This is a genomic window from Streptomyces sp. NPDC002588 (assembly GCF_040295925.1).
Taxonomy (GTDB): Bacteria; Actinomycetota; Actinomycetes; order Streptomycetales; family Streptomycetaceae; genus Streptomyces.
Genome location: NZ_JBEOWF010000026.1, coordinates 134,563 through 152,749 on the forward strand (window position 1 = coordinate 134,563; position 18,187 = coordinate 152,749).

An 18,187-nucleotide genomic window follows, 5' to 3' on the forward strand; every position below is an offset into this window, starting at 1 on the left:
AACTGTCTAGGGGGGTTGACGACAACAGTAAACCGACGACCCATCAACTGTCTAGGGGGGTATACGAGCGAGTCTCGGCAGGCGGCAGAACTACGACAACGCCCAGTGGAGGGCGGTTGCGTCATCGTGTGCCTTGCCTCGCGGCCAGCGTCGCCCCTCCGAGTCGCCGGCCTCCGTGTCTCGGACGCGACGGATCAGTTCGGTAGGCCCCGAGGTGCCGAGAACGGCCAACGCTTCTTGCCACGTGGCGAGTTCAAAGCGGTCGACGAGCCGAGTCGCGCCGTCGCTCAGCAGCGTCACGGAGGTCAGCGAGTCCAAAGGCGCCGCCCCGTTGAGGGCGTGTTCAGCCGCCCGCGGTTCGGGCCCGGCGATCCAGAAGCCACCCGGCCGGTTCCGGAATCCCGTCAGAGCATCCCGGTACTCGGCCAGCGCGGCGGCATGCTCGGGCGAACCGGTGGGCAACGCGTCGACCGGACCGCGCAGCCGCTTGCCTACCTCGTTCAGTCGCTGATCTGTAACGACAGTCGGCCCCCCGTCTTTGTTGCCCAGGAGGAGGGACGAGTCACCGAGTACGAGGTGTTCCAGGACGCCGGCGCGGGCACGTACGGCAATCACCGTGCTGGTGGGACTGGCCCGATGGACCAGGTCACATAGCCCCTCATGCAGCGACCGGACAGCGCGGATCGAGTCGGCCAGGCACACGGCCAGAGGCCGAGCGGGATACGCCGTGATGGCGCTCAGCAGCAGCCCGCCCAGCGTCGAGGAGAACCAGGCGACGCCATGCGTACAGCCGGTTTCCGCGTCGGCCACGCCCGCGCCGTCCAGGAGGACAGCCGCTCCGGGAGCGGCGGCGGCGAAGTCCTCGTTCTCCCGGCCCGGTTCGGCGGGCTGTGAGTCGAGGGCTACCCTCACGCCGTCGGCTCCTCGTCGTGCCGGTAGAGGGGGGTGAGCAGTTCGACGGACCGCGGTTCGCTGGTCTCAGGGTCGTACTCGACACCGACGAGGGTGGAGAAGCGATGCTCACCCACCTGTCCCCACAGCGTGTTGAGGTCGGAGGCGAGCAGCTGCACGACGCCGAGGGAACCTTGGGTGTGGATACCGGCGATCGCGAGTACCGAGCCGTTGCCATCGGGCCGAGGCAACCTGCCGACGTATCCCACGTCGTACGGCCGGCCCGGATCGCTGTCCTGTCCGGACCGGTAGACGGTTCCGGTCCGCCGGTCGACGACGGTCCACGGGCCGTCTTCTGCCTGCTCCCAGCTCAGCACCGGATCCTGGGCGTACGTGTCCCACATCTGCTGAGACATGCGCGGACCACAGACGACGACCAGGCCGTTACGGTCAAGGTCGATCTCACCGCTCACCGGAACGTGCTCGGAGGTGACATCGAGACCGTACGACCGCGCGAGGTCTTCCAGCCGCTTGCCGGAACTGACGTCGTCCACGGCGACGACCGTGCGCCCGCGTTCATCGTCCCGCCGGAGCGGAGTCGCGATGACAACTGCCCCGCGACCGAGGAAGGCCCCTTCCGGCGCTGGCCCGGTATGCCGGATCTGGTGAATGCGCCCACGGCTCAGACCGGCTTTCGTGGCGATCTGGGCGTACGACAGCCCTTGCGCGTGGAGATCCTGAACCACGCGTCGACGGAGCCGGGCAAGTTCGGTCACCTCTTGCTGTGCGTCGGCCAAACGGGTCGTGACCTCCCGCAGGAGCCGGTAGGGATCATCGATAGCCATGATGCGCTGCAACTCGTCCGACATGACTTCACCTCCTAGCAGTACCCAGGAGTCTAGGGCCCTAGACAGAACGGGCGCGATACGCCGTCCCGATTGCACCCCGATCACGTAGAACGCGGCCAGGCGCCTGGGCACACCTTTGGGGCTCACCTCCCACGGCCCACGAGACACCAAGCGACCACCGACGCACGCCGCACCATCACGTGCCCACCCGCGCCAGATCGGCCCAGATACAGCGCCCACCGGCGGGCCGGTCCTTCACGCCCCAGTTCTTGGAGCAGGCCGAGACGATCATCAGCCCGCGGCCGCCCTGGTCCGCAGGACTGCGTACGCTCCGCACCTGGGGTTCATCGTCGCCGCCCTGGTCGACGACCTGAATGCGGACGATGTCGTCGGTAAAGCCGACGACCACGAGGAACCATCCTCGGTACCAGCCGCTCCGGGTGTGGCGGACAGCGTTGGCCGCCAGTTCGCCGACGACCAGGACGGCGTCATCCACAAGGCCTGAGGCTTCATCCTCGAGCAAGCCAGCGACGAAGTGACGGGCTTCGGCCACCTGCCACGCTTGTCCGGGAAAGATGCGGGACCACTCTTTGGGCATGGGAACGCTCCTCCGCGTCTAGGGGGCTAGACGATGCAAGGAGCAGAGTATTCCGACGCACAACTGACGGGCCAGGCATTCAGAGGAATTATTCCTCTATTGAGTGGTGGAGTCGCCCAGGTCTCGGAAGTCCTTCATCACCTGAAGCAGGAGCTCCCGCACGTCGGCCCCGAAGTTCGCGGCTGCTTCGAAGCGGCTGAACTCGTCCTCGTACGCAGCGAGTTCGGCGGAGCCGTCCAAGATCCGCTCCCCTCGGAAGGTCTCTACGACGACCGCCGAGCGATCACACAACGTGAACCCGTGACGTGGCATGACGGGTACAGGTTGACGCCACGGGATGACGCCGAGGCGGACCGTACTGAGACTCTCGACAGCCAGCAGCCGGTCAAGCTGGGCGAGCATCAGCGCAGGAGTCCCAGGCCAGGTGCGCAACACACCCTCTGTCAGTACGAACACCGATTCCCGCCCCGGCTCGTACAAGAGACTCTGCCGCTCGACACGGGCAGCGACCGCACGGCCGACGGCTTCAGGGGTGACGTTCGGCGTACTGTCGAACACGTGCCGGGCGTACTCCGCACTCTGGAGCATGGCCGGCAGGACGACGCATTGGAAGGAACGGATCAGCCGGGCGGACCGCGCCACCTCGTCGAAGGTGGACTCAGCGGGCATGTCTTCACCAGGAGCTTCGGCGACGTTCGGTGCAGCTTCCACAGCAACCAGGAGGTCACGCACCTCCCGAGCGGTCGACTCGTCGAGGTCGAGAGCGCGAGACAAGCGGCCCAGCACGTCGACACTGGGGACCATCCGGCCGTTCTCCACCTTGGACACCGTCGGTTGACCCACACTGGCCAGGTTGGCCAGCACGGCACCAGTCAGACCAGCCTCAGTGCGAAGCACACGAAGACGCGCCCCGAGCGCCTTCATCAACTCTTGCCGCTCACTCCCCATAACCAGGGTTCTACACCACGAGGCAGCAGCACCCAGACGCCAGAACGGCGCTGATCACCAGTTCCCAAGTCCCACCATGATCACCTGTTACAGGTTTCCCTACATCATCAAGTGCCCGCGCAAGCGCGGGCTGGCCCCTGAGGCCCGGCCCCTCTGCGCCTTCGGCGCCGGGGCCGGCCCCCTGGGGCCGCAGCGAGCTACGGCCCGAGAGTAGAGAGCCGCACGAAGGCGATCGCGGTCAAAGACGAGCCTCCGGCGGGGGCGCTCAGGCTCCAGGATGGCGGGGGCGCCGTTCGCGAGTGCCGGCCCGTAGATGGCGGGCGCGGGGAGGCTCCCATCCCGTCTGCCATCGACCCAGGCAGAGCCGAGCAGACGCGGCCCATGGCGTCCAGGTCGTTCGTACAGTGGCGCGCTCCACCTGGACGCCATGAACCACGCCCGCTCCACGGTGTGTGGGCCGACGGCAGACGGGATGGGAGCTGGGGTGGGTGGTGGTGAAGGGAGTGGGCCGTGCGGCGGGAGGTTAGTAACCAAAGTCGTTGAGGCGGCCGTGCGAACGGCGCGTAGTCAGGAGTCTGCCGACTGGGGCAAGTGACGCTCGAATTTGAGTGATGTGTGTCACGCATCAATTGCTGTCGAATCTGGGCATTTCGGGGCGATGTTTTGTCGTTATGAACTTGCTTGCCGTGCCCAGCTAGCCAACGAGCGTGGTATAAGCATCCACTTTCCGAGGAAAGTGCAGGTGGCAGCGTTGAGGTGGTCTCCACCGTCTCAACTCGTCACAAGTGTCGGGGACACAACCACCACCCCATAGAGACCACTTGCTCTCCCACTGGGCGGTGCCAACCTCGTTTGGAGAGGCGTCACCAGCGCGCCATCATGGGCAAACAAGCAGCCCGCCCATATCGCGCAGGCTTCCCGGCGAGAGCGATACGAGCGGGCAACAACACCTCGTGGAGGCGCTGCTATGAGTCTGACCCCAACACACCGACCCGTGTCAAACCCTCAGCCATGGACATGGGGGGTGATCCTGATCATCGTGGTAGTACTGCCCGCTCAATTCGAGCAGATCCATCTGATCTTGATGGATCTCGCAGTTCTGGCAGCCATGACTGTTGCCTACCGGCTCTCTACGGTGACGGCGGTCAACGGGTGCGGTACAGCACAGGAGTACAGCAACCGCAGTAACCGCCAGTGACCGGCCGGAGCCGTCAGCATCCTCCCGGCTAGGGAAGATGACTTCAGCGACCCTGTTGCCCGTAGTTCTCATCGAGGGGCGGGGTGAGTGTCTAACTGCGTGACAACGCCCACGAACAGCGCCGAACAAGCGCGAACGTCTGCGGACCGTCAGCGCAGGTGAGATAAACTCCAGCCCAAGGCACTGCCCCCGCCCAAGTTGCTTCGGGACGAAGAGGTCGTGGGTTCAAATCCCGCCACCCCGACGCTGGTCAGAGGGCCAATCGCTTGATCGCGATTGGCCCTCTGTCGTGCTTCGGGGGCCAAACGGGGGGCCAAACACTGTTGATCTTGCCGCACCATTTCGTCTAGATCTTCTACAGACGGACCAACGTCGCCACACTGCCCCCGATGCAGCCCCTAGCGGCAATCTTCAAAAGATCGCTTCCAGGGATAGCGTGAGCCGGCGGGCCCAGGATCAGAGCAGGGACAACGCCAGCTCCCTGGTGAGCAAGAACCGTCGGTGCTTGGTCACCAGAGAGTTTGCGGGCCCGACACGCTAGTCAGCCAACGGCTGAGCGGCAAACGTACCGTCGGATAGTGGCGTCTCTGTCAGCATGAGCCGTTGCGTTCGCCCCTCACTGCGGTGAAGGACAATGCTGCCAACGGGCTGAGCGCTTGCGAACCGCCCAGGACGGCCTTCCAGATCCTCGCTGTAGAGAACGGTGTACTGCCGGAGCTGCTGCCGGGTCGTGACACGCGATCGCGCCTTGCGGACAATCCAGGTAGCACCGGCCATGAGAAGCCCTGCCCCGAATCCACCCAGCATCTCGGGTACGGCGTTCATGAGGGTACCCATCACGACTCCCCCTCACGGCGACGCCTCTGTTCTGCTCCAAGACGCCTAATCTTGCGTCGAAGACGCTCACCTGCCTGAGCGTCCATTCCATGAAGGAGTGCAGCTTCCGCCCACGAGTTACCAGTCGTGGCGAGCGTCTGGACTACCTCAAGTTCTTGTTGCGTCAGGCGCGCAAGGATCCAGTTCAGCCGTGCGTCGCCAATCTCCCTGGTCAGCAAGGTGGCTTCAGAACTGTCCACATCGACGACGTCCAACGCGGTTGCGTCGAGTGAGAGGACGTGTCCGTGCCTAGTCCGTCGCTTCCATAGCGGTACCAAGTGGCGGTGCGCAGATCGCGTCAACACACGAAGAACCCCGAGGCAATTTTCATCAAGCCGAACAGGGGTCAAGTCGTCATCCAACAGCGCCGTCTCCAGCGCCTCACGCCACCGTTCACTCTTGGGCAAAACCAACCACCGGGCGAGAAGCTGGTCAAGGTCTCTATCCTCACCCGCGATGACAGCCCCACGGGCACTAGCCACTACTCGGGCGGTGGGAGGTAAGCTCCATAGAATTTTCAACGTGGCTTGGTAGCCCTTCCCGGTGTCCGGGCTTAGACGCCTTGCATCACGCTTGAGACTGTGGTTGTCCACCACGTTGTTCATCCTGCTTCCAGCGCGACAGCCCCGTGATCCGCTACGCCTGTCAGGGCGAACGTGATGAGAGAAGACACAGGATGCGGTGCACCTTCGGGCCTAAGCGCTTCCAGTCACGGGCTGAAAGCTAAGCCGCGGCCGCTGCTCGGCCAGTACACAATGTACTGGCCGGGTCACGCTCCGCGCAACGAGGTAGTGGCAACCGCTAGCCCGGCTAGCTTTGACCGGCCCCCACCCTTCGACTGCTTTGGCGCGCGCCTGCCACGGCACACGCCAAAGCAAGGTCAGTCACAACATCTCCCCGTCTTCCCGCGCCTTGGTCGTATCGGCGCCTTGCCATTGGGTAAAGATGTCATCCATGGCTTCAGCGCCTCTCGTGATCACGGGACGTATCTGCTTCCGGTAGACCGCTTCCGTGGTCGCCTGACTGGTGTGACCGACCAACAGAGCGATGGTCTCCAAGGGGATGCCATGGTCAGAAAGCAGGGACACGAAGCTGTGCCTTGTGTCCGCAGAGGCCGTGTGCGGTGGAGTCCGTGTTGCCATTGAGCAGGTGCTCGCTTCGGGAGCGGGTTCACGACGTTCATGGTCGGCGGTGTTGCGTTTCCGCCGTCTCGCAGTGATGCATATCATTCCCTGATCGGCTGGGTGGAGGCCGTTGGTAGCTTGATCACCATGAATCAGGACCGGGTGCTGGAGGCGTTTCGCCTCGAAGCCGGGGAACTCTCCCGGGCGGTTGCAGGTCTGTCGGAGGCGGAGTGGGAGCTGCCGACGCGGTGTGAACCCTGGTCCGTGGATGAGCTGTTGGGGCATGTCCGAGTGGTGATCGCATGGTTGCCCGACATGCTGGATGCTCCGCCGCCGGACAAGGCCGAGGTGTCCGCAGTGGAGTACTACCGGCCCGACGACCGTTTCGCCCCGCAGACCAACACGGCCCGCATCGCCTTGGCCCAGGACCATGCGGCCGGGCAGGCCAGCGGTGCCGCGCTTGCCAAGGACTTCGCCGCGACGTGGCAGCGGGTGGACCGACTGTGCCGTGCCGAGCCCGAGGACCGCGTGGTGCGTACTCGTCACGGGGATGCGATGCTCCTGTCGCAGTTCCTGGTCACCCGGGTGGTCGAGGTCGCCGTCCATGGCCTGGACCTGGCCGAAGCACTGGGGTGTGAGCCGTGGCTGACCCCGCAGGCGGCAGATGTCGTGCTGGAGTTGCTGCTCGGCCCGGACCAGATGACCGCGACGCTCGAACTCGGCTGGGACCAGCTCAAGTTCCTGCGCAAGGTCACCGGGCGCGAGCCGCTCGACACGGCGGAGACCGTACGGGTCGAACGGCTGGGCATTCGGTGGCTCACGCTGGGCTGACGCTTCGTGGGACCGGTTTGAAAGCATTCATGGGTCTTTCGGACGAGGAGCCGGCCTTGGGGGTCTCCCGCTCGTGTCATGATCCGTTCTAGTGTGCTGCGGTGAAGAACGATGCTCTCCTCGGCAGTGAGGTCCGTCTCGTCCCGTTATCCACTGATCATGCCGACGCGCTGTTCCCCTCTGCGTCCGATCCTGAGGTATGGCAGTGGATGCCGCGGCCACGTCCCGAGACTGTGACGCAGATGCGCGCGATGCTGAGCCAGATGATCGCGGATCCTGCCCGGCGGTGCTTCGCGGTGCAACGTAGTGACGACGGTGCCGTGATCGGTTCCACCAGCTTGTATGACATCGATCTCGACGAGAGCCGCGCTGAAGTCGGCGCGACCTGGTTCGATCGGTCTTGTTGGGGAGGCTCATACAACGCTGAGTCGAAGCTGTTGCTGTTCAGTCATGCTTTCGATGACCTGCGGCTCGCCCGGCTCGCCCTGCGCACTGACAATCTCAACACGCGGTCCCAACGTGCCCTGGCCCGTCTTGGCCTGGTCTATGAAGGGACCCTGCGCAGCCATATGCGGCGCCAGGACGGCACCCGCCGCGACTCGCTGTACTACAGCTTGCTCGCAGATGAGTGGCCCGCCGTTCGTGACACGCTGCGCGCCAGGATCGCCGCCAAGAGGACCGCATGATCTCGGACGCTGAGCTAATTCGTTGAGCGGAAGCCACCGGGCCCGCCGACCGTCAGGTGGTTGTCATGGCGTCCTCGGTTCCCGCGTTCCGGGGTGTCCGTGAATGGGGCGGCGGAACATCTCAGATGCACGACCCGATGACAGTCGTGCGCGGGCCGGGGAGGCGGGTGACCCGGTTCGAGGTGTCGGCCGTTTCGCGGAGCCGGACGATTTCCTCGTGCTGTGCGGCGAGCCGGGCCAGCGCTCCGGCTCGGAAGTCCGTCAGCTCGGTGACCGTCTGCTCCGACTGCGCCAGCCGTTCCGTGAGCTTGGCGATCTCCGTCTTGAGGCGGGTGATCTGGGCTTCACGGGGGTCGGGGATGTCCCCGGCCTGCCGGAGGACCTGGAGGCGTCGCTCGAACTCGACGCGGAGGCGAGTGTAGGGGCGGGTGCCGTAGAAGGCAGTGCGGTCGACGCCCGCTTCGCGGGCGAGGGTCTTGACGTCGCATTTCCCGCCGGGCGGGATCTCGCCGCGCAGGAGCCGGTCCATGGCCGCCCGGATGCGGTTCTCGTTCTCGGTGCGCTGGGCTGCGGAGATTCTCATGCGGACTCCTCGTCCATGATGGTGCCGGCAGCGTCGATCTCGGCGACGACTCGGAGGGCCCGGTCGTGGTCTGCCTGGAGCCGGGTGCGTTCGGTCTTGCGTGTGGTGCCGAGCTGGCCGATGAACGTCTCGGTGCGTTCGGCGTACTCAGCCCAGACGGGTCGGTGACAGGGATGATGGGTGGCCTGTGGACAGCGGGCGGAGTCACACATCCCGACCAGAGGACGGTCCGCTGTCGGGGTGCCGGCCAGCTTGAGGCAGAGCGCCCGGGAGGGGTCGGTGAACCAGCAGTAGTTCGCCGGACCGAGGTGCAGGACCTTGGCGCTTTTGGTCAGCAGGTTGAGCACGTCGCGATCGTTGTGCTGAATCTTCGGCGCTGAGGCCGTCGCGGGGTCGAGCTTCTCGTCGATGCTGGCGAAGAACTCGGTCAGGCTGCGGGCTCCCGGTCCGGCGGGCAGAATGCCCTGCTGATAGTTTCGGAACTCAGCTAGGACCAAGTCGAGGTTGCGGTCGCTCTCATGCTTGTTGACCTCGGCCAGAAGCTCGGCCTGCGCTCCGCCGGGGCGAGAGCTGTAGCCCTCGGTGGTCGCGACGGCGATGTGCTTGAGGTGGATCTTGGTCGCGAGGACGCCGCCGGGGCGGTAGGCCATCTCCAGCGCGAGGGTCCGTCGCAGGCGCCGCAGAGTGACTGGTCCGGTGGGGATCGGGGCCAGGCCGAGTCGTTGTCCGGCCTGGGAGTTGACCCAGTTCCGGAACCAGCGGTAGCGGACGTCGAAGGCGAACCGCCCCAGGAGTGTGGTGCCTTCGCGCGGGTCGGGGTGAAGCTGTTCGATCAGTTCGACAGCGCGGTATGCGGGCTCGATGACGACCCACTCGTCGACGATGCCGCCAAGTTCCTGTCCCTTGATCACCTTGCTGACCAGTCGGTAACGGGTCAGGCCGGGGGCCGGTTCCTCCGGAGGACGGCGGCAGCCGACCGTCAGCTCCATGAGCTCGCTGGAGCGCATCCCAGAGACCGCCGCCAGGACGATCACCGCGGCGGTGCGGACGATGCCGACCAGGGCGACCGCCTGAAGCCGGTGCAGTGGCAGCGTCCAGGGCACTGCCTCGTTGTCGTCCGCCGCCGCGACGCTGGCGGCATTGCGCCCGAATTCTCTGTCCGCTCCGACCTTCGCCAGAGTCTCCTCCAGTGGCTGACGCAGGGTGGTCAGCCACCGTGGGCTGAACTGGCTGAGCCCGGCAGCACCCTAGTTGACTCCGTCTAGGATTTTCCACACTCGGTAATAGGCGGTACCAGTATCACCGAGTGCGGAGCGCCAGACTTCCTCGCCGCGAGATACCAGGAGAGATCGAGCATCGCGAATCGACGGACTCTCCTCCCCAAAGATAGCGGTAGCCATCCGCGGAGCGGCTGACCGCGGAACACCTAGAAGTCGCATAGAAATTTCACGCTCATTAGCGACACCATAGAAGGCATACGAAGGAAGGTTACGCAACTCCCTTTTTCGAAGTTTCCGAGTCTCAAGGCTCTTTGGATCCTCCATAATCGCATCCCAAGCCAGGAGATCCAGAGACTGAGCCGTAAACTTGACTTCCTCTTCTACACCGTCTGAAGAATCGGGCTCTAGCGAGAACCCCTGTGCAAGGACAGGTTTCATCGCAGACGTGATGAGACTTTGTTGTGCTCGCTCGCTCACCCTCTCGACGAGGGCTGCGTCGAGTGATCCGTCAAGCCACGAGAGATCAGGCACTGTTCTCAAGCCCCACGTGCGCCGGCCAACTAGCCATGGTGACAGGGAGGTACCACGCCGTCAGCAGAGCCTTCATAGGCTCTACGACCGTACGGGCGAGGGCCACTCCACGCACGCTGACATCCCTCTCGTTTGGGCTCGTGTTTCGAATTAGACAGCCTACGAGACGTATGTCCCGACCTTGTGACTGGACGTAGCGCGCTGCAGCAGCCTTGTAGAGCTCCCGATGCTCCTGCGTAGAGCAGCGGGCCCGCAGCCACTTGATCAGTGTCCAATGATCGATGTTCTTGTCGGTCAGCCGTTCCAGTTGCTGGATCAGACCAGACCGCCCATACACAACGTTCGGCGGTGCCGACGTGTCTGAGGACGACTTGACCTCTCCAAACAACAAGGTCGCTTCACCTTCGATCACGCTAAGGCCGACAAGGTCGGCGCCGGGAAGGCTTGCCTTCCGGGTGCGTCTGTCCCGTGCGTTATTCCATACCCAGACAACCGAGTGCCAGTGCTCAAGGAGCACTTCGGCCAGCGCCTCCCCTACCTCCCACGGCAGCGGTTCAGCTTCGCTGGCGAGGAGGGCCCCCAGCGTCTCCACCGCCATCTCAGTGGTAGCCAGTGCTCGCAGCTCCTCGATGACTGCAGCACTCGACTCTAAGTCCCCTACTCTCTCAGCCCACGGCCCATCCGCCAGGTCCTCCATCACCTCAGCCGTCAAACGGACGCCCGACCAGGCAACGTTCCCCTCAGCGCCTTGGAATACAGACTCGCCGTCGCAGATTCGCGACATAGACGGCTGCCCCCCTGTCATGACGCCACTCCCCCCTGGTGCGTCTCATACGGCGGCTACCACGCGGAGGGCCGCCTACTTCCCCCTACGAGTCAAGATTGTCTCGGGCAGATTTGCCAATGTCCACAGTGCGTCACCCCATAGTGACGCGTTGGTGGCTCTGGTTGCACGACCTTGCCCCGGACACAGGAGTCACTTTGCGGTTGGATGGCCTGGGCGTCGAAGCGGGGCGTACCAGCGCTCTGAACAGGCCTGGACCCGTCCTGCGCATGCAGACTCCAGGGAGCCAAACAGGGGGCCAAACGCGGCAACCGTACGAAGACCCCACCGGACCGTTATGGACTGCGCTGGAGCTGAACAAGAAGGTCAGGAACCTTGAAGCGAGGTCAGGAGAGGGTCTGATCGCGTTCGGGACGAAGAGGTCGTGGGTTCAAATCCCGCCACCCCGACAGAGAAACACCAGGTCAGGCCCGGTGATGAGAGATCAGTACCGGGCCTGATCTGCTTTGCGGGCCTGTTTTGCGAGCCATTTGGGAGCCGACCGGCTGTGATCTTCGGGATCCGGCTCGCGGGCGGCCCCCGGAGAGGGGCATTCCCGCCTTCGAGCTCGCTGTGCGCCGTCCGCGCCCCGGAAGAGTCGTCCTCGTGGCTTGTGCCGAGGCATCCTCGCCGACACGATCGGCCTGACCCCCGCCGTGACCGTCGCCGCCGCGAGCCTCTCCGGCAATGCCCTGGGAATACTTCTCCTTGACCAGGTCAAAAGTACCTGCCCAACCATCGCCAGGAGCCGGGGCGGCGCCGGCTTCAAAAAGGCCGCAGTCGAGCACGGCGCGAATGAAAAGGCGCTGGGCAGTGGAGCGGAGCATCGGTTGGATCATGATGCACAGCCCACACTCCGCCTCGGCCGCCCGACCGTCGAGCGTCGAGCGTCGATCACGAGCTCACTGGTAAGGAGCGTGATACCGGGAGTATGGTCTCTTGTATGGCAACCAAGAAGGTAACCGTGACGATCCCCGAGGATCTCCTGGACGAGATCCGCGCGGACGCAGCGGAGCGGGGCCTGTCGGCATACGTCGCCGAAGCGCTGCGCTTCAAGCGCGACCGGGACCGGCTCCGGGAACTGGCCGACTGGTTGCAGGAAGAACACGGCCCCGTCACCGAGGACGAGCACGCGGCGGCACTCGACGAGCTGGAGGAACTCGACGCCGAACACGAGCGGCGTCGAGCCACCGGAAAGCACAACGCCGGAGAAGCCGCGTGAAGAAGCGGGCCGGTGAGCACCGACAGCGGCCGCTCCGTGTCTTCGTAGTGGACTGTGAAGCCCTGTCCCTCGCGGTACGCGGCGATCGGAAGATGATCGCCTGGCTCGACCTCGCGGCGCGAGGGGAGGCCGAGTTGGTGACGTCGCCGATGACCCTGGTCGAGGCGTACGACGGCAGAACGACCGAACAGCGCTGGGACTGGGTACTGTCCAGGGTCCAGGTCGCCGACATCGGGAAGGACGAGGCCCGCCAGGCACGCCGGCTCCTGGCCGACGCCAAGTTGCACGGCCACAAGTACGCGATCGACGCAGTGCTCGCCGTCATTGCGCGTCAGCAGAAGGGCCAGGTCACCGTCTTCACCTCGGACGTCGACGACCTGGAGAAGCTGGTCCCGGACACGATCGTCGTCAAGAAGGTGTGACCCGCCCTTCCCGGTGACCTGGCCCACCATCGGCAATGTCGGCCGGAGACCAGCCGCAAAGGGCTATTCCTCCAGGGTTGGGGCACTACCATTACCCGAAGCCCGATAGGGGTGGCCGACTCAACAGCTTCGCGGATTACGAGCGGCACGCCACACGCGACGGATCAGCGATGATCCTAGCGGTCGCGCTCGGCATCCTCTCCGCAGCCGCCACGATTGCTGCCGCGCTTCTACGGCGCTCATGGAGCCAGTCCCGCACTCGTATGCCGAGGCACGGAGAGCGCCGCCTTCTCGGTACAGGACATGGTCAAGATCCTGGATCTCTCCGAAAGCGGTGCGGATGATCCGGGAAATCCCGGGACAGCCTGGATATTCACGCATCCTGAATGAATTCAGAAATTCGATGGCAAACACTGCGTTGACGAGCAGGACGCACGACCATCTCGAACAACTCGGGTGTCTCCTCCCTCCCGGCACGGGGTGATACGGGCCCACCAAAGGGTGCCCGCGCCGCTGTAATGACAGCGCGACGAGCAGTCCGCTGTCGTGCAACGGCTCCTAGATCGCCTCAGCTTCCCAAACTGAGGTCTGCACGCCACCATGGGACGGCGGACCAGGGGGTTGTCGTGGGGAACAAGGAGACCGAACAGGCTGCGATCACACATGTGATGGCCTTGGAGCGAGCCGCCGGCCGCGATCCCAAGGACGTCCGTACCTCGGGCCTCCCGTACGACATCGAAAGTTCGCCTCGCATGATCGAAGTCAAGGCCTTCAGCCGCTCGGCGCGCAGTGAGGCGCTTCCGCTGGAGGAACGGCAAGTGGCGGCCGCCAGGGCGAACTTCGAGCACTACTACCTCTATGTGGTCGACAACCTCGCGGTCCTCGATGGGGCAGAGGTAGGAGTGCGCATCCTGCACGGAGAGATGCTGCTGGCGATGATCGAGCGTTCCAAACCCCACATCACGTACTGGCCCACCTTCAAGGCAGCCGAGTACGACCAGGCGGAACGGCTGCGCTGAAGCTAAGGTGCAGCAGCGACAGCACCTCGGACTTGGGGCCGACATGACGACACCGCACATTCGGAGAATCGCCGGCCAGATCGTGTTCTGTATCAGCCTGCTCTGGGCGGGCGGGGAGGCGATCTATGGAACCGGCATGTACCGCGTCACTTCCATCGTGATGTTGATCATCGGCGGGGTGACGCTTGCCGGCGCGGCCCACGACCGCATCCGTCCCCGGCCGAAACGTCGCAAAGCGCGCGAGCAGCATGCCGGGAACTGAACACTCGCCGCGCGTGCCCGCCACGTGCCCGCCTGAAGTGCGTGTCCAACTGAGTGGCAGCGCCCGCAGGTTCGAATCGTGCCGGGGGCACAACCTGCACGGCAGGTCAGAGGACCGAGCCTGGGCCTCCCCCGTCCCGGCTTGCGAACTCGGCTTCATGCAGAGGCGCTAGGGTGTCGCCCTCGCCGCTTCTCCTAGGGGACCCGTGAAGCTCATCTGGCTACTGCTTGGCCTGCTCCTGGCCAGTCTCGCCATCGGGGGTGTCGTCAGCGCCACCACCGAGGCTGACACCGTCCCCGTCGTCGGCGACCTGTTCATCAGCACACTCCTCGGCTGGGCGGCGATCCTGGCCTGGAAACGTGCCCGCTGAGGCGTCGCGGGCCGCCGCCACAGAGGTGTGACCGAGTGCAGTGCGAAAGCGGCGGTCGACTGTCTTCGGCTGAAGTACGGCCGACCGATATCGGAGTGGAAGGACCTCATCCGCTCCTCGCCCCTGACGAAGCACTGAATGGGTCACGGTCATGCCGACGCTCTCGTCGCCCACACCCTCGCGGAGGCTCCTCGGGTCTGAGCGTCCGCTCTCCCGGCGGCGCACACTGGAAGGGCGCACTGCCGTTCAGGGGGTGCCGGTGACGGGGCTCGCCGCAGCCGCGGGCGCGTCCGCCGGCGGCCCTGGTCCAGCCGCGCCGACCAGGAGGAACCATGTCCGTGTCCTCGCCCGGTGGAGGCGCCGTCCGGTGGCGGGTCTTCCCGCTCCGCGCGCGCCGTGGTGCCCGGTCCACGGCGCCCCGTCCGTCGCGCCCGGCCCAGCTGCGAGCGCTGCTGGCGGTGCTGGACGAGGCGGTGGCCGCCCAGCGGTCCGCCGACGCGGCGGTGGCCGCGTGCGGGGAGCCGGGTCCCGTCTCCGGCCGGGCGGCCCGGGACTGCGGTGACGCGAGCTCGGCCCTGCTCCGCCTGAGCGCCCGGCTGCGGGAGATCCGGCTCACCGAACCCGACCTCGTGCGGGCGCAGGCGTACGCGGAGCGATTGTTGGCCTACGCCCAGTGGATGGTGCAACAGGCGGCGAATCTGGCCTTCACGGTGCACCCCGACGCCCGCACTGAGGCATCCCGGCTGCGGCTGAACGGTCTGGGGCGGCCGGCGGACGATCTGCGCCGCCTGCGGGAGGATCTCGAGGCGGAGGCGGACGCACCGTGAACACGGCACGGCCGACGGTCAGCGGTAGTCCGGGTTGGGGGCGTCGGTGTGGCAGCCGGCGTCCCATTCCGAGCGCTGGTTGCCGTGGGCGGGGACGCCGCCGGAGCGTTTGAGGAGGGCCGCGAGGTGCATCAGGTTCCAGGTCATGAAGGCGGTGTTGCGGTTGGTGAAGTCGTTCTCCGGGCCGCCCGAGCCGGGGTCGAGGTACGACGGTCCGGGGCCGGCGGGGCCGATCCAGCCGGCGTCGGCCTGCGGCGGGACCGTGTAGCCGAGGTGCTGGAGGCTGTAGAGGACGTTCATGGCGCAGTGCTTGACGCCGTCCTCGTTGCCGGTGATCAGGCAGCCGCCGACCCGGCCGTAGTAGGCGTACTGGCCTTGGGAGTTGAGGATGCTCGAGCAGCCGTAGAGCCGCTCGACGACCTTCTTCGTCACCGAGCTGTTGTCGCCGAGCCAGATCGGTCCGGCCAGGACCAGGATGTCGGCGGCCATCACCCTCTTGTGGAGCGCCGGCCAGGCGTCCGTGGCGAAGCCGTGCTCGGTCATGTCCGGGTAGACGCCGGTGGCGATGTCCTGGTCGACGGCCCGGAACTCGTCCGTGGTCACCCCCGCTCCCTCCATGATCGCGCGGCTCTTGTCGACCAGGCCCTGGGTGTGGCTGAGCTGCGGGGACGGTTTGAGGGTGCAGTTGATGTAGAGCGCGGTGAGGTCTTCGTAGCGTGAGGAAGGGGAGGAGGACGGGGAGGAAGAGGAGGGCAGGGAGGAGGGGGGTGGGGTCATGTCGGGCAGCGTCTCGCGCGGGAGTCGGTTTGTCCCGGTTCGACGCGCCTGTCGGGTCCCTCGGGGTGGTGCGGGCCGACCCTCCTCCGGGACCGGCCCTCCTCCGGGACCGGCCCGTCGACCGGAAGCAGCGTCAAGTCACTGGGGCAGGCCTCTCGGGGTGAACCAGGATCTGAAGGCCGTGGGGGCGGGGTCGAGGGGAGGTTCCTCGGTGGCGTGCGGCGGGACGTCGTAGAGCCACTCGTGATCGGTGTCCTCGTAGACGTTGTCCGCGAACGCCTCGAGAGCGGCTGAGACGTCGTCGTCCAGGAGGCCGTGGAGTTCCAGGGTCGTGGTCGCCTGGATCAGGAGGAATCTCAGGGCGATCTCCTCGGCGACGCAGCCGAGGCGCTGGAAGCTTCCGTCGGTGAAGCGGGTGGTCAGGGCGATCACGGTCACCAGGAAGCGGCGGGCGAAGTGGGCGTCGTACTGGAGGGCGTAGCGGTCCGGGAGGCGTTCCAGGTGCCACAGGGGGCCTTCGCATTCCGCGACGGTGGCGTCCTCCTGGGTCAGGACCTGTACGTCCTCGAAGAGCTCCTCGACCAGGAGGTCGGTCGCGTACACCAGGGCGCCGGCGGCCAGCCTGGCGCTTTCCGGGGCGACTGCGGACTCGGCCTCGGACTCGGACTCGGACTCGGCTACCGCTTCGGACTCGGCCTCGGCTTTTTCGTGGGGTGCGCCGAACGTGGTCAGAGGGAAGGAGCGGAGTTCGGGCGCGAGGTGCAGCATGTGGGTGCGGACGTTCGCCGCTTTCGTCTCGGCGTCGTACGGCGCTTCCGTGCCCTCGTCCGGCCGGCGCTGGGTGTGCCGGGCCTTTCGGACGGCGGGGTCGTCGGGCGGGGCGTCGGGGCCGTCGGCGGCGTCGAGGCTCTCCCTGGCCAGGTCCTGGTGCAGCTCGACCTCGCACCGCTCGATCGTCCAGTCGGCGAGCAGTTCGGTGCGCTCCAGCAGTTCGTCCACGAGCACCTGCACCGAGTCCTCGGCGAACTCCAGGGCCGGGGCGTCCACGACGACCTTCAGATGGGCGCCTCCCGGGTGGACGGCCACAATCGTGTCGAGGAGATCGACTTCCACTCCGTCGGGTCCTTCGATGGCGCCGATCGAGTCGAATCCGTCCTCGATGAGCGCCACGGCGCCGGCGCGCTGGAGCGGGTCCATCTCCGGAGTGCCTTGCGGGATGCAGGTGTCCACGGTCACTACGTATGTCACGGGTCCGAGCCTGTCAGGAAGGAACCCCTCCGCGCGAGGGAGTGGGCCCGTCCGCGAAGTGAATTCGGCCGCTGTGACCTGCGTTGTCAGTGGCGTGGGGCACCATGGACCGGATACCGGAGGGTCGGAGGGGGCGCCGGCCGTTCGAGCGGGGCGGCGGCGGTGCGGAGGTCGGTCGATGCGCGGGGGTGGGGCGGAGTCGTACTGGAACACCAATGTCGCGCGCCATCCGGGGATTCTGCGGGCGGTCCCCGAGGGCTGCCGGGACGCGCTCGATGTCGGGTGCGGGGACGGGATGCTGGTGCGAAAGCTCGGGGAGCGGGTGGAGCGGGTCACGGGGGTCGACAGTTCCGCGGTGATGGTCGCCCGTGCGCGTGAGTCGGCCGGGGGTCGGCCCGGGCTCCGCTTCGTCGAGGGTGATTTCCTCGGGGTCGATCTCCCGAGCGCGGGCTACGACTTCGTCTGTTCGGTGACCGCGGTCCACCACATGGACTTCGAGGCGGCTCTCCGCCGGATGCGGGAGCTGTTGCGGCCCGGGGGCAGGCTGGTGGTGGTCGGTCTGGCGCGGGAGGAGAGTGTGGCGGAATGGGCCGCGCTGATCGCGGCCGCTCCGGTCGTGCGGGTCGTGAAGGTGCTGCGTCGGGCGCGGGGGCCGGAGGGGATGCCGGTCGCCGATCCCGGGATGAGTTACGGAGAGGTGCGGGCGGCGGCGGGGCGGTTGTTGCCCGGGGTGCGCTATCGCCGGCATGTGCTGCGTCGGTACTCGTTGACCTGGGAGAAGCCGGTTCGGCCCTAGGGCCCTTCTGATGGATCTCCGTGGGAGAAGGAGCGGCGTTCGGTGCGTGCTCTCGGCGTGCCGGGCGGAAGCCCTCGTAGCGGAGCT

General features: G+C 66.1%; 19 protein-coding genes and 2 pseudogenes. 11 read left to right on the plus strand and 10 right to left on the minus strand.

From position 1 onward, the window contains the following. Nucleotides 1-90: 90 nt before the first annotated feature. From ABT057_RS28195 to ABT057_RS28210, 4 genes are all read right to left on the minus strand, one after another. Nucleotides 91-912, minus strand: a complete 822-nt coding sequence (locus tag ABT057_RS28195; protein WP_352346408.1) for an integrase — start codon at nucleotides 910-912, stop codon at nucleotides 91-93. After that, a complete protein-coding gene (locus ABT057_RS28200; RefSeq protein WP_352346409.1) occupies nucleotides 909-1,760 on the minus strand; it encodes a sigma-70 family RNA polymerase sigma factor in 852 nt (283 codons plus the stop codon). The genes ABT057_RS28195 and ABT057_RS28200 overlap by 4 nt, the downstream gene beginning before the upstream one ends. A 175-nt stretch (nucleotides 1,761-1,935) precedes the next feature. Then, nucleotides 1,936-2,337 (minus strand): ATP-binding protein, encoded by a 402-nt coding sequence (locus ABT057_RS28205; RefSeq protein WP_352346410.1) that lies wholly within the window; start codon nucleotides 2,335-2,337, stop codon nucleotides 1,936-1,938. A 96-nt stretch (nucleotides 2,338-2,433) separates the two neighbouring features. Next, nucleotides 2,434-3,285, minus strand: a complete 852-nt coding sequence (locus ABT057_RS28210; protein WP_352346411.1) for a helix-turn-helix domain-containing protein — start codon at nucleotides 3,283-3,285, stop codon at nucleotides 2,434-2,436. Nucleotides 3,286-4,309: 1,024 nt separating this feature from the next. Here ABT057_RS28210 and ABT057_RS28215 point away from each other — a divergent pair. Beyond that, the gene (locus ABT057_RS28215; protein ID WP_352346412.1) at nucleotides 4,310-4,483 is read left to right on the plus strand and encodes a hypothetical protein; all 174 of its coding nucleotides are present in this window, start codon (nucleotides 4,310-4,312) and stop codon (nucleotides 4,481-4,483) included. Between the two features lie 1,760 nt (nucleotides 4,484-6,243). Here ABT057_RS28215 and ABT057_RS28220 read toward each other — a convergent pair. Then, nucleotides 6,244-6,462, minus strand: a pseudogene (locus ABT057_RS28220) (site-specific integrase); the annotation flags it as partial. A gap of 168 nt (nucleotides 6,463-6,630) precedes the next feature. Between ABT057_RS28220 and ABT057_RS28225 the strand changes: the two are divergent. Together ABT057_RS28225 and ABT057_RS28230 are read left to right on the plus strand one after the other, a co-directional pair. Then, nucleotides 6,631-7,314 carry a maleylpyruvate isomerase N-terminal domain-containing protein gene (locus ABT057_RS28225; RefSeq protein WP_352346413.1) on the plus strand — a complete coding sequence of 228 codons (684 nt, stop codon included), beginning with the start codon at nucleotides 6,631-6,633 and terminating at the stop codon, nucleotides 7,312-7,314. Between the two features lie 101 nt (nucleotides 7,315-7,415). After that, the gene (locus ABT057_RS28230; RefSeq protein ID WP_352346414.1) at nucleotides 7,416-8,000 is read left to right on the plus strand and encodes a GNAT family N-acetyltransferase; all 585 of its coding nucleotides are present in this window, start codon (nucleotides 7,416-7,418) and stop codon (nucleotides 7,998-8,000) included. A 121-nt stretch (nucleotides 8,001-8,121) separates the two neighbouring features. On the opposite strand, the gene ABT057_RS28235 is transcribed toward ABT057_RS28230, so the two are convergent. From ABT057_RS28235 to ABT057_RS28245, 3 genes are all read right to left on the minus strand, one after another. After that, a complete protein-coding gene (locus tag ABT057_RS28235; RefSeq protein WP_352346415.1) occupies nucleotides 8,122-8,583 on the minus strand; it encodes a hypothetical protein in 462 nt (153 codons plus the stop codon). Then, nucleotides 8,580-9,686: a hypothetical protein gene (locus ABT057_RS28240; RefSeq protein ID WP_352346416.1), complete on the minus strand. Its 1,107-nt coding sequence runs from the start codon at nucleotides 9,684-9,686 to the stop codon at nucleotides 8,580-8,582. The genes ABT057_RS28235 and ABT057_RS28240 overlap by 4 nt, the downstream gene beginning before the upstream one ends. Before the next feature lie 640 nt (nucleotides 9,687-10,326). Beyond that, nucleotides 10,327-11,139 carry a hypothetical protein gene (locus ABT057_RS28245; protein ID WP_352346417.1) on the minus strand — a complete coding sequence of 271 codons (813 nt, stop codon included), beginning with the start codon at nucleotides 11,137-11,139 and terminating at the stop codon, nucleotides 10,327-10,329. A 626-nt stretch (nucleotides 11,140-11,765) separates the two neighbouring features. Here ABT057_RS28245 and ABT057_RS28250 point away from each other — a divergent pair. From ABT057_RS28250 to ABT057_RS28280, 7 genes and pseudogenes are all read left to right on the plus strand, one after another. Further along, a pseudogene (locus ABT057_RS28250) lies at nucleotides 11,766-12,003 on the plus strand (IS5/IS1182 family transposase); the annotation flags it as partial. 97 nt (nucleotides 12,004-12,100) lie between these two features. Beyond that, on the plus strand, nucleotides 12,101-12,379 hold the full coding sequence (locus tag ABT057_RS28255; protein ID WP_352346418.1) for a ribbon-helix-helix domain-containing protein: 279 nt from the start codon (nucleotides 12,101-12,103) through the stop codon (nucleotides 12,377-12,379). Next, the gene (locus ABT057_RS28260; RefSeq protein WP_352346419.1) at nucleotides 12,376-12,801 is read left to right on the plus strand and encodes a PIN domain-containing protein; all 426 of its coding nucleotides are present in this window, start codon (nucleotides 12,376-12,378) and stop codon (nucleotides 12,799-12,801) included. The genes ABT057_RS28255 and ABT057_RS28260 overlap by 4 nt, the downstream gene beginning before the upstream one ends. Nucleotides 12,802-13,319: 518 nt before the next feature. Continuing rightward, nucleotides 13,320-13,820, plus strand: a complete 501-nt coding sequence (locus ABT057_RS28265; protein ID WP_352346420.1) for a protein NO VEIN domain-containing protein — start codon at nucleotides 13,320-13,322, stop codon at nucleotides 13,818-13,820. Nucleotides 13,821-13,863: 43 nt separating this feature from the next. Continuing rightward, nucleotides 13,864-14,082 carry a hypothetical protein gene (locus ABT057_RS28270; RefSeq protein WP_352346421.1) on the plus strand — a complete coding sequence of 73 codons (219 nt, stop codon included), beginning with the start codon at nucleotides 13,864-13,866 and terminating at the stop codon, nucleotides 14,080-14,082. A gap of 205 nt (nucleotides 14,083-14,287) precedes the next feature. Further along, on the plus strand, nucleotides 14,288-14,452 hold the full coding sequence (locus tag ABT057_RS28275; protein WP_352346422.1) for a hypothetical protein: 165 nt from the start codon (nucleotides 14,288-14,290) through the stop codon (nucleotides 14,450-14,452). A gap of 332 nt (nucleotides 14,453-14,784) precedes the next feature. Further along, nucleotides 14,785-15,279, plus strand: coding sequence for a hypothetical protein (locus ABT057_RS28280; protein ID WP_352346423.1), 495 nt, complete (start codon nucleotides 14,785-14,787; stop codon nucleotides 15,277-15,279). An 18-nt stretch (nucleotides 15,280-15,297) separates the two neighbouring features. Here ABT057_RS28280 and ABT057_RS28285 read toward each other — a convergent pair whose 3' ends face one another. Further along, nucleotides 15,298-16,056 carry a flavodoxin family protein gene (locus tag ABT057_RS28285; protein WP_352346424.1) on the minus strand — a complete coding sequence of 253 codons (759 nt, stop codon included), beginning with the start codon at nucleotides 16,054-16,056 and terminating at the stop codon, nucleotides 15,298-15,300. A gap of 138 nt (nucleotides 16,057-16,194) precedes the next feature. Beyond that, on the minus strand, nucleotides 16,195-17,304 hold the full coding sequence (locus tag ABT057_RS28290; protein ID WP_352346425.1) for a hypothetical protein: 1,110 nt from the start codon (nucleotides 17,302-17,304) through the stop codon (nucleotides 16,195-16,197). Nucleotides 17,305-17,482: 178 nt separating this feature from the next. Between ABT057_RS28290 and ABT057_RS28295 the strand changes: the two genes are divergently transcribed. After that, nucleotides 17,483-18,100, plus strand: coding sequence for a class I SAM-dependent methyltransferase (locus tag ABT057_RS28295; RefSeq protein ID WP_352346426.1), 618 nt, complete (start codon nucleotides 17,483-17,485; stop codon nucleotides 18,098-18,100). The last annotated feature ends 87 nt before the right edge of the window (nucleotides 18,101-18,187 follow it).

Coding starts and splice junctions, on each gene's coding strand:
- ABT057_RS28200 (WP_352346409.1), bottom strand. CDS start 1,760: ATGTCGGACGAGTTGCAGCGCATCATGGCTATCGATGATCCCTACCGG.
- ABT057_RS28205 (WP_352346410.1), bottom strand. CDS start 2,337: ATGCCCAAAGAGTGGTCCCGCATCTTTCCCGGACAAGCGTGGCAGGTG.
- ABT057_RS28210 (WP_352346411.1), bottom strand. CDS start 3,285: ATGGGGAGTGAGCGGCAAGAGTTGATGAAGGCGCTCGGGGCGCGTCTT.
- ABT057_RS28225 (WP_352346413.1), top strand. CDS start 6,631: ATGAATCAGGACCGGGTGCTGGAGGCGTTTCGCCTCGAAGCCGGGGAA.
- ABT057_RS28235 (WP_352346415.1), bottom strand. CDS start 8,583: ATGAGAATCTCCGCAGCCCAGCGCACCGAGAACGAGAACCGCATCCGG.
- ABT057_RS28245 (WP_352346417.1), bottom strand. CDS start 11,139: ATGACAGGGGGGCAGCCGTCTATGTCGCGAATCTGCGACGGCGAGTCT.
- ABT057_RS28255 (WP_352346418.1), top strand. CDS start 12,101: ATGGCAACCAAGAAGGTAACCGTGACGATCCCCGAGGATCTCCTGGAC.
- ABT057_RS28265 (WP_352346420.1), top strand. CDS start 13,320: ATGACAGCGCGACGAGCAGTCCGCTGTCGTGCAACGGCTCCTAGATCG.
- ABT057_RS28270 (WP_352346421.1), top strand. CDS start 13,864: ATGACGACACCGCACATTCGGAGAATCGCCGGCCAGATCGTGTTCTGT.
- ABT057_RS28280 (WP_352346423.1), top strand. CDS start 14,785: ATGTCCGTGTCCTCGCCCGGTGGAGGCGCCGTCCGGTGGCGGGTCTTC.
- ABT057_RS28285 (WP_352346424.1), bottom strand. CDS start 16,056: ATGACCCCACCCCCCTCCTCCCTGCCCTCCTCTTCCTCCCCGTCCTCC.
- ABT057_RS28295 (WP_352346426.1), top strand. CDS start 17,483: ATGCGCGGGGGTGGGGCGGAGTCGTACTGGAACACCAATGTCGCGCGC.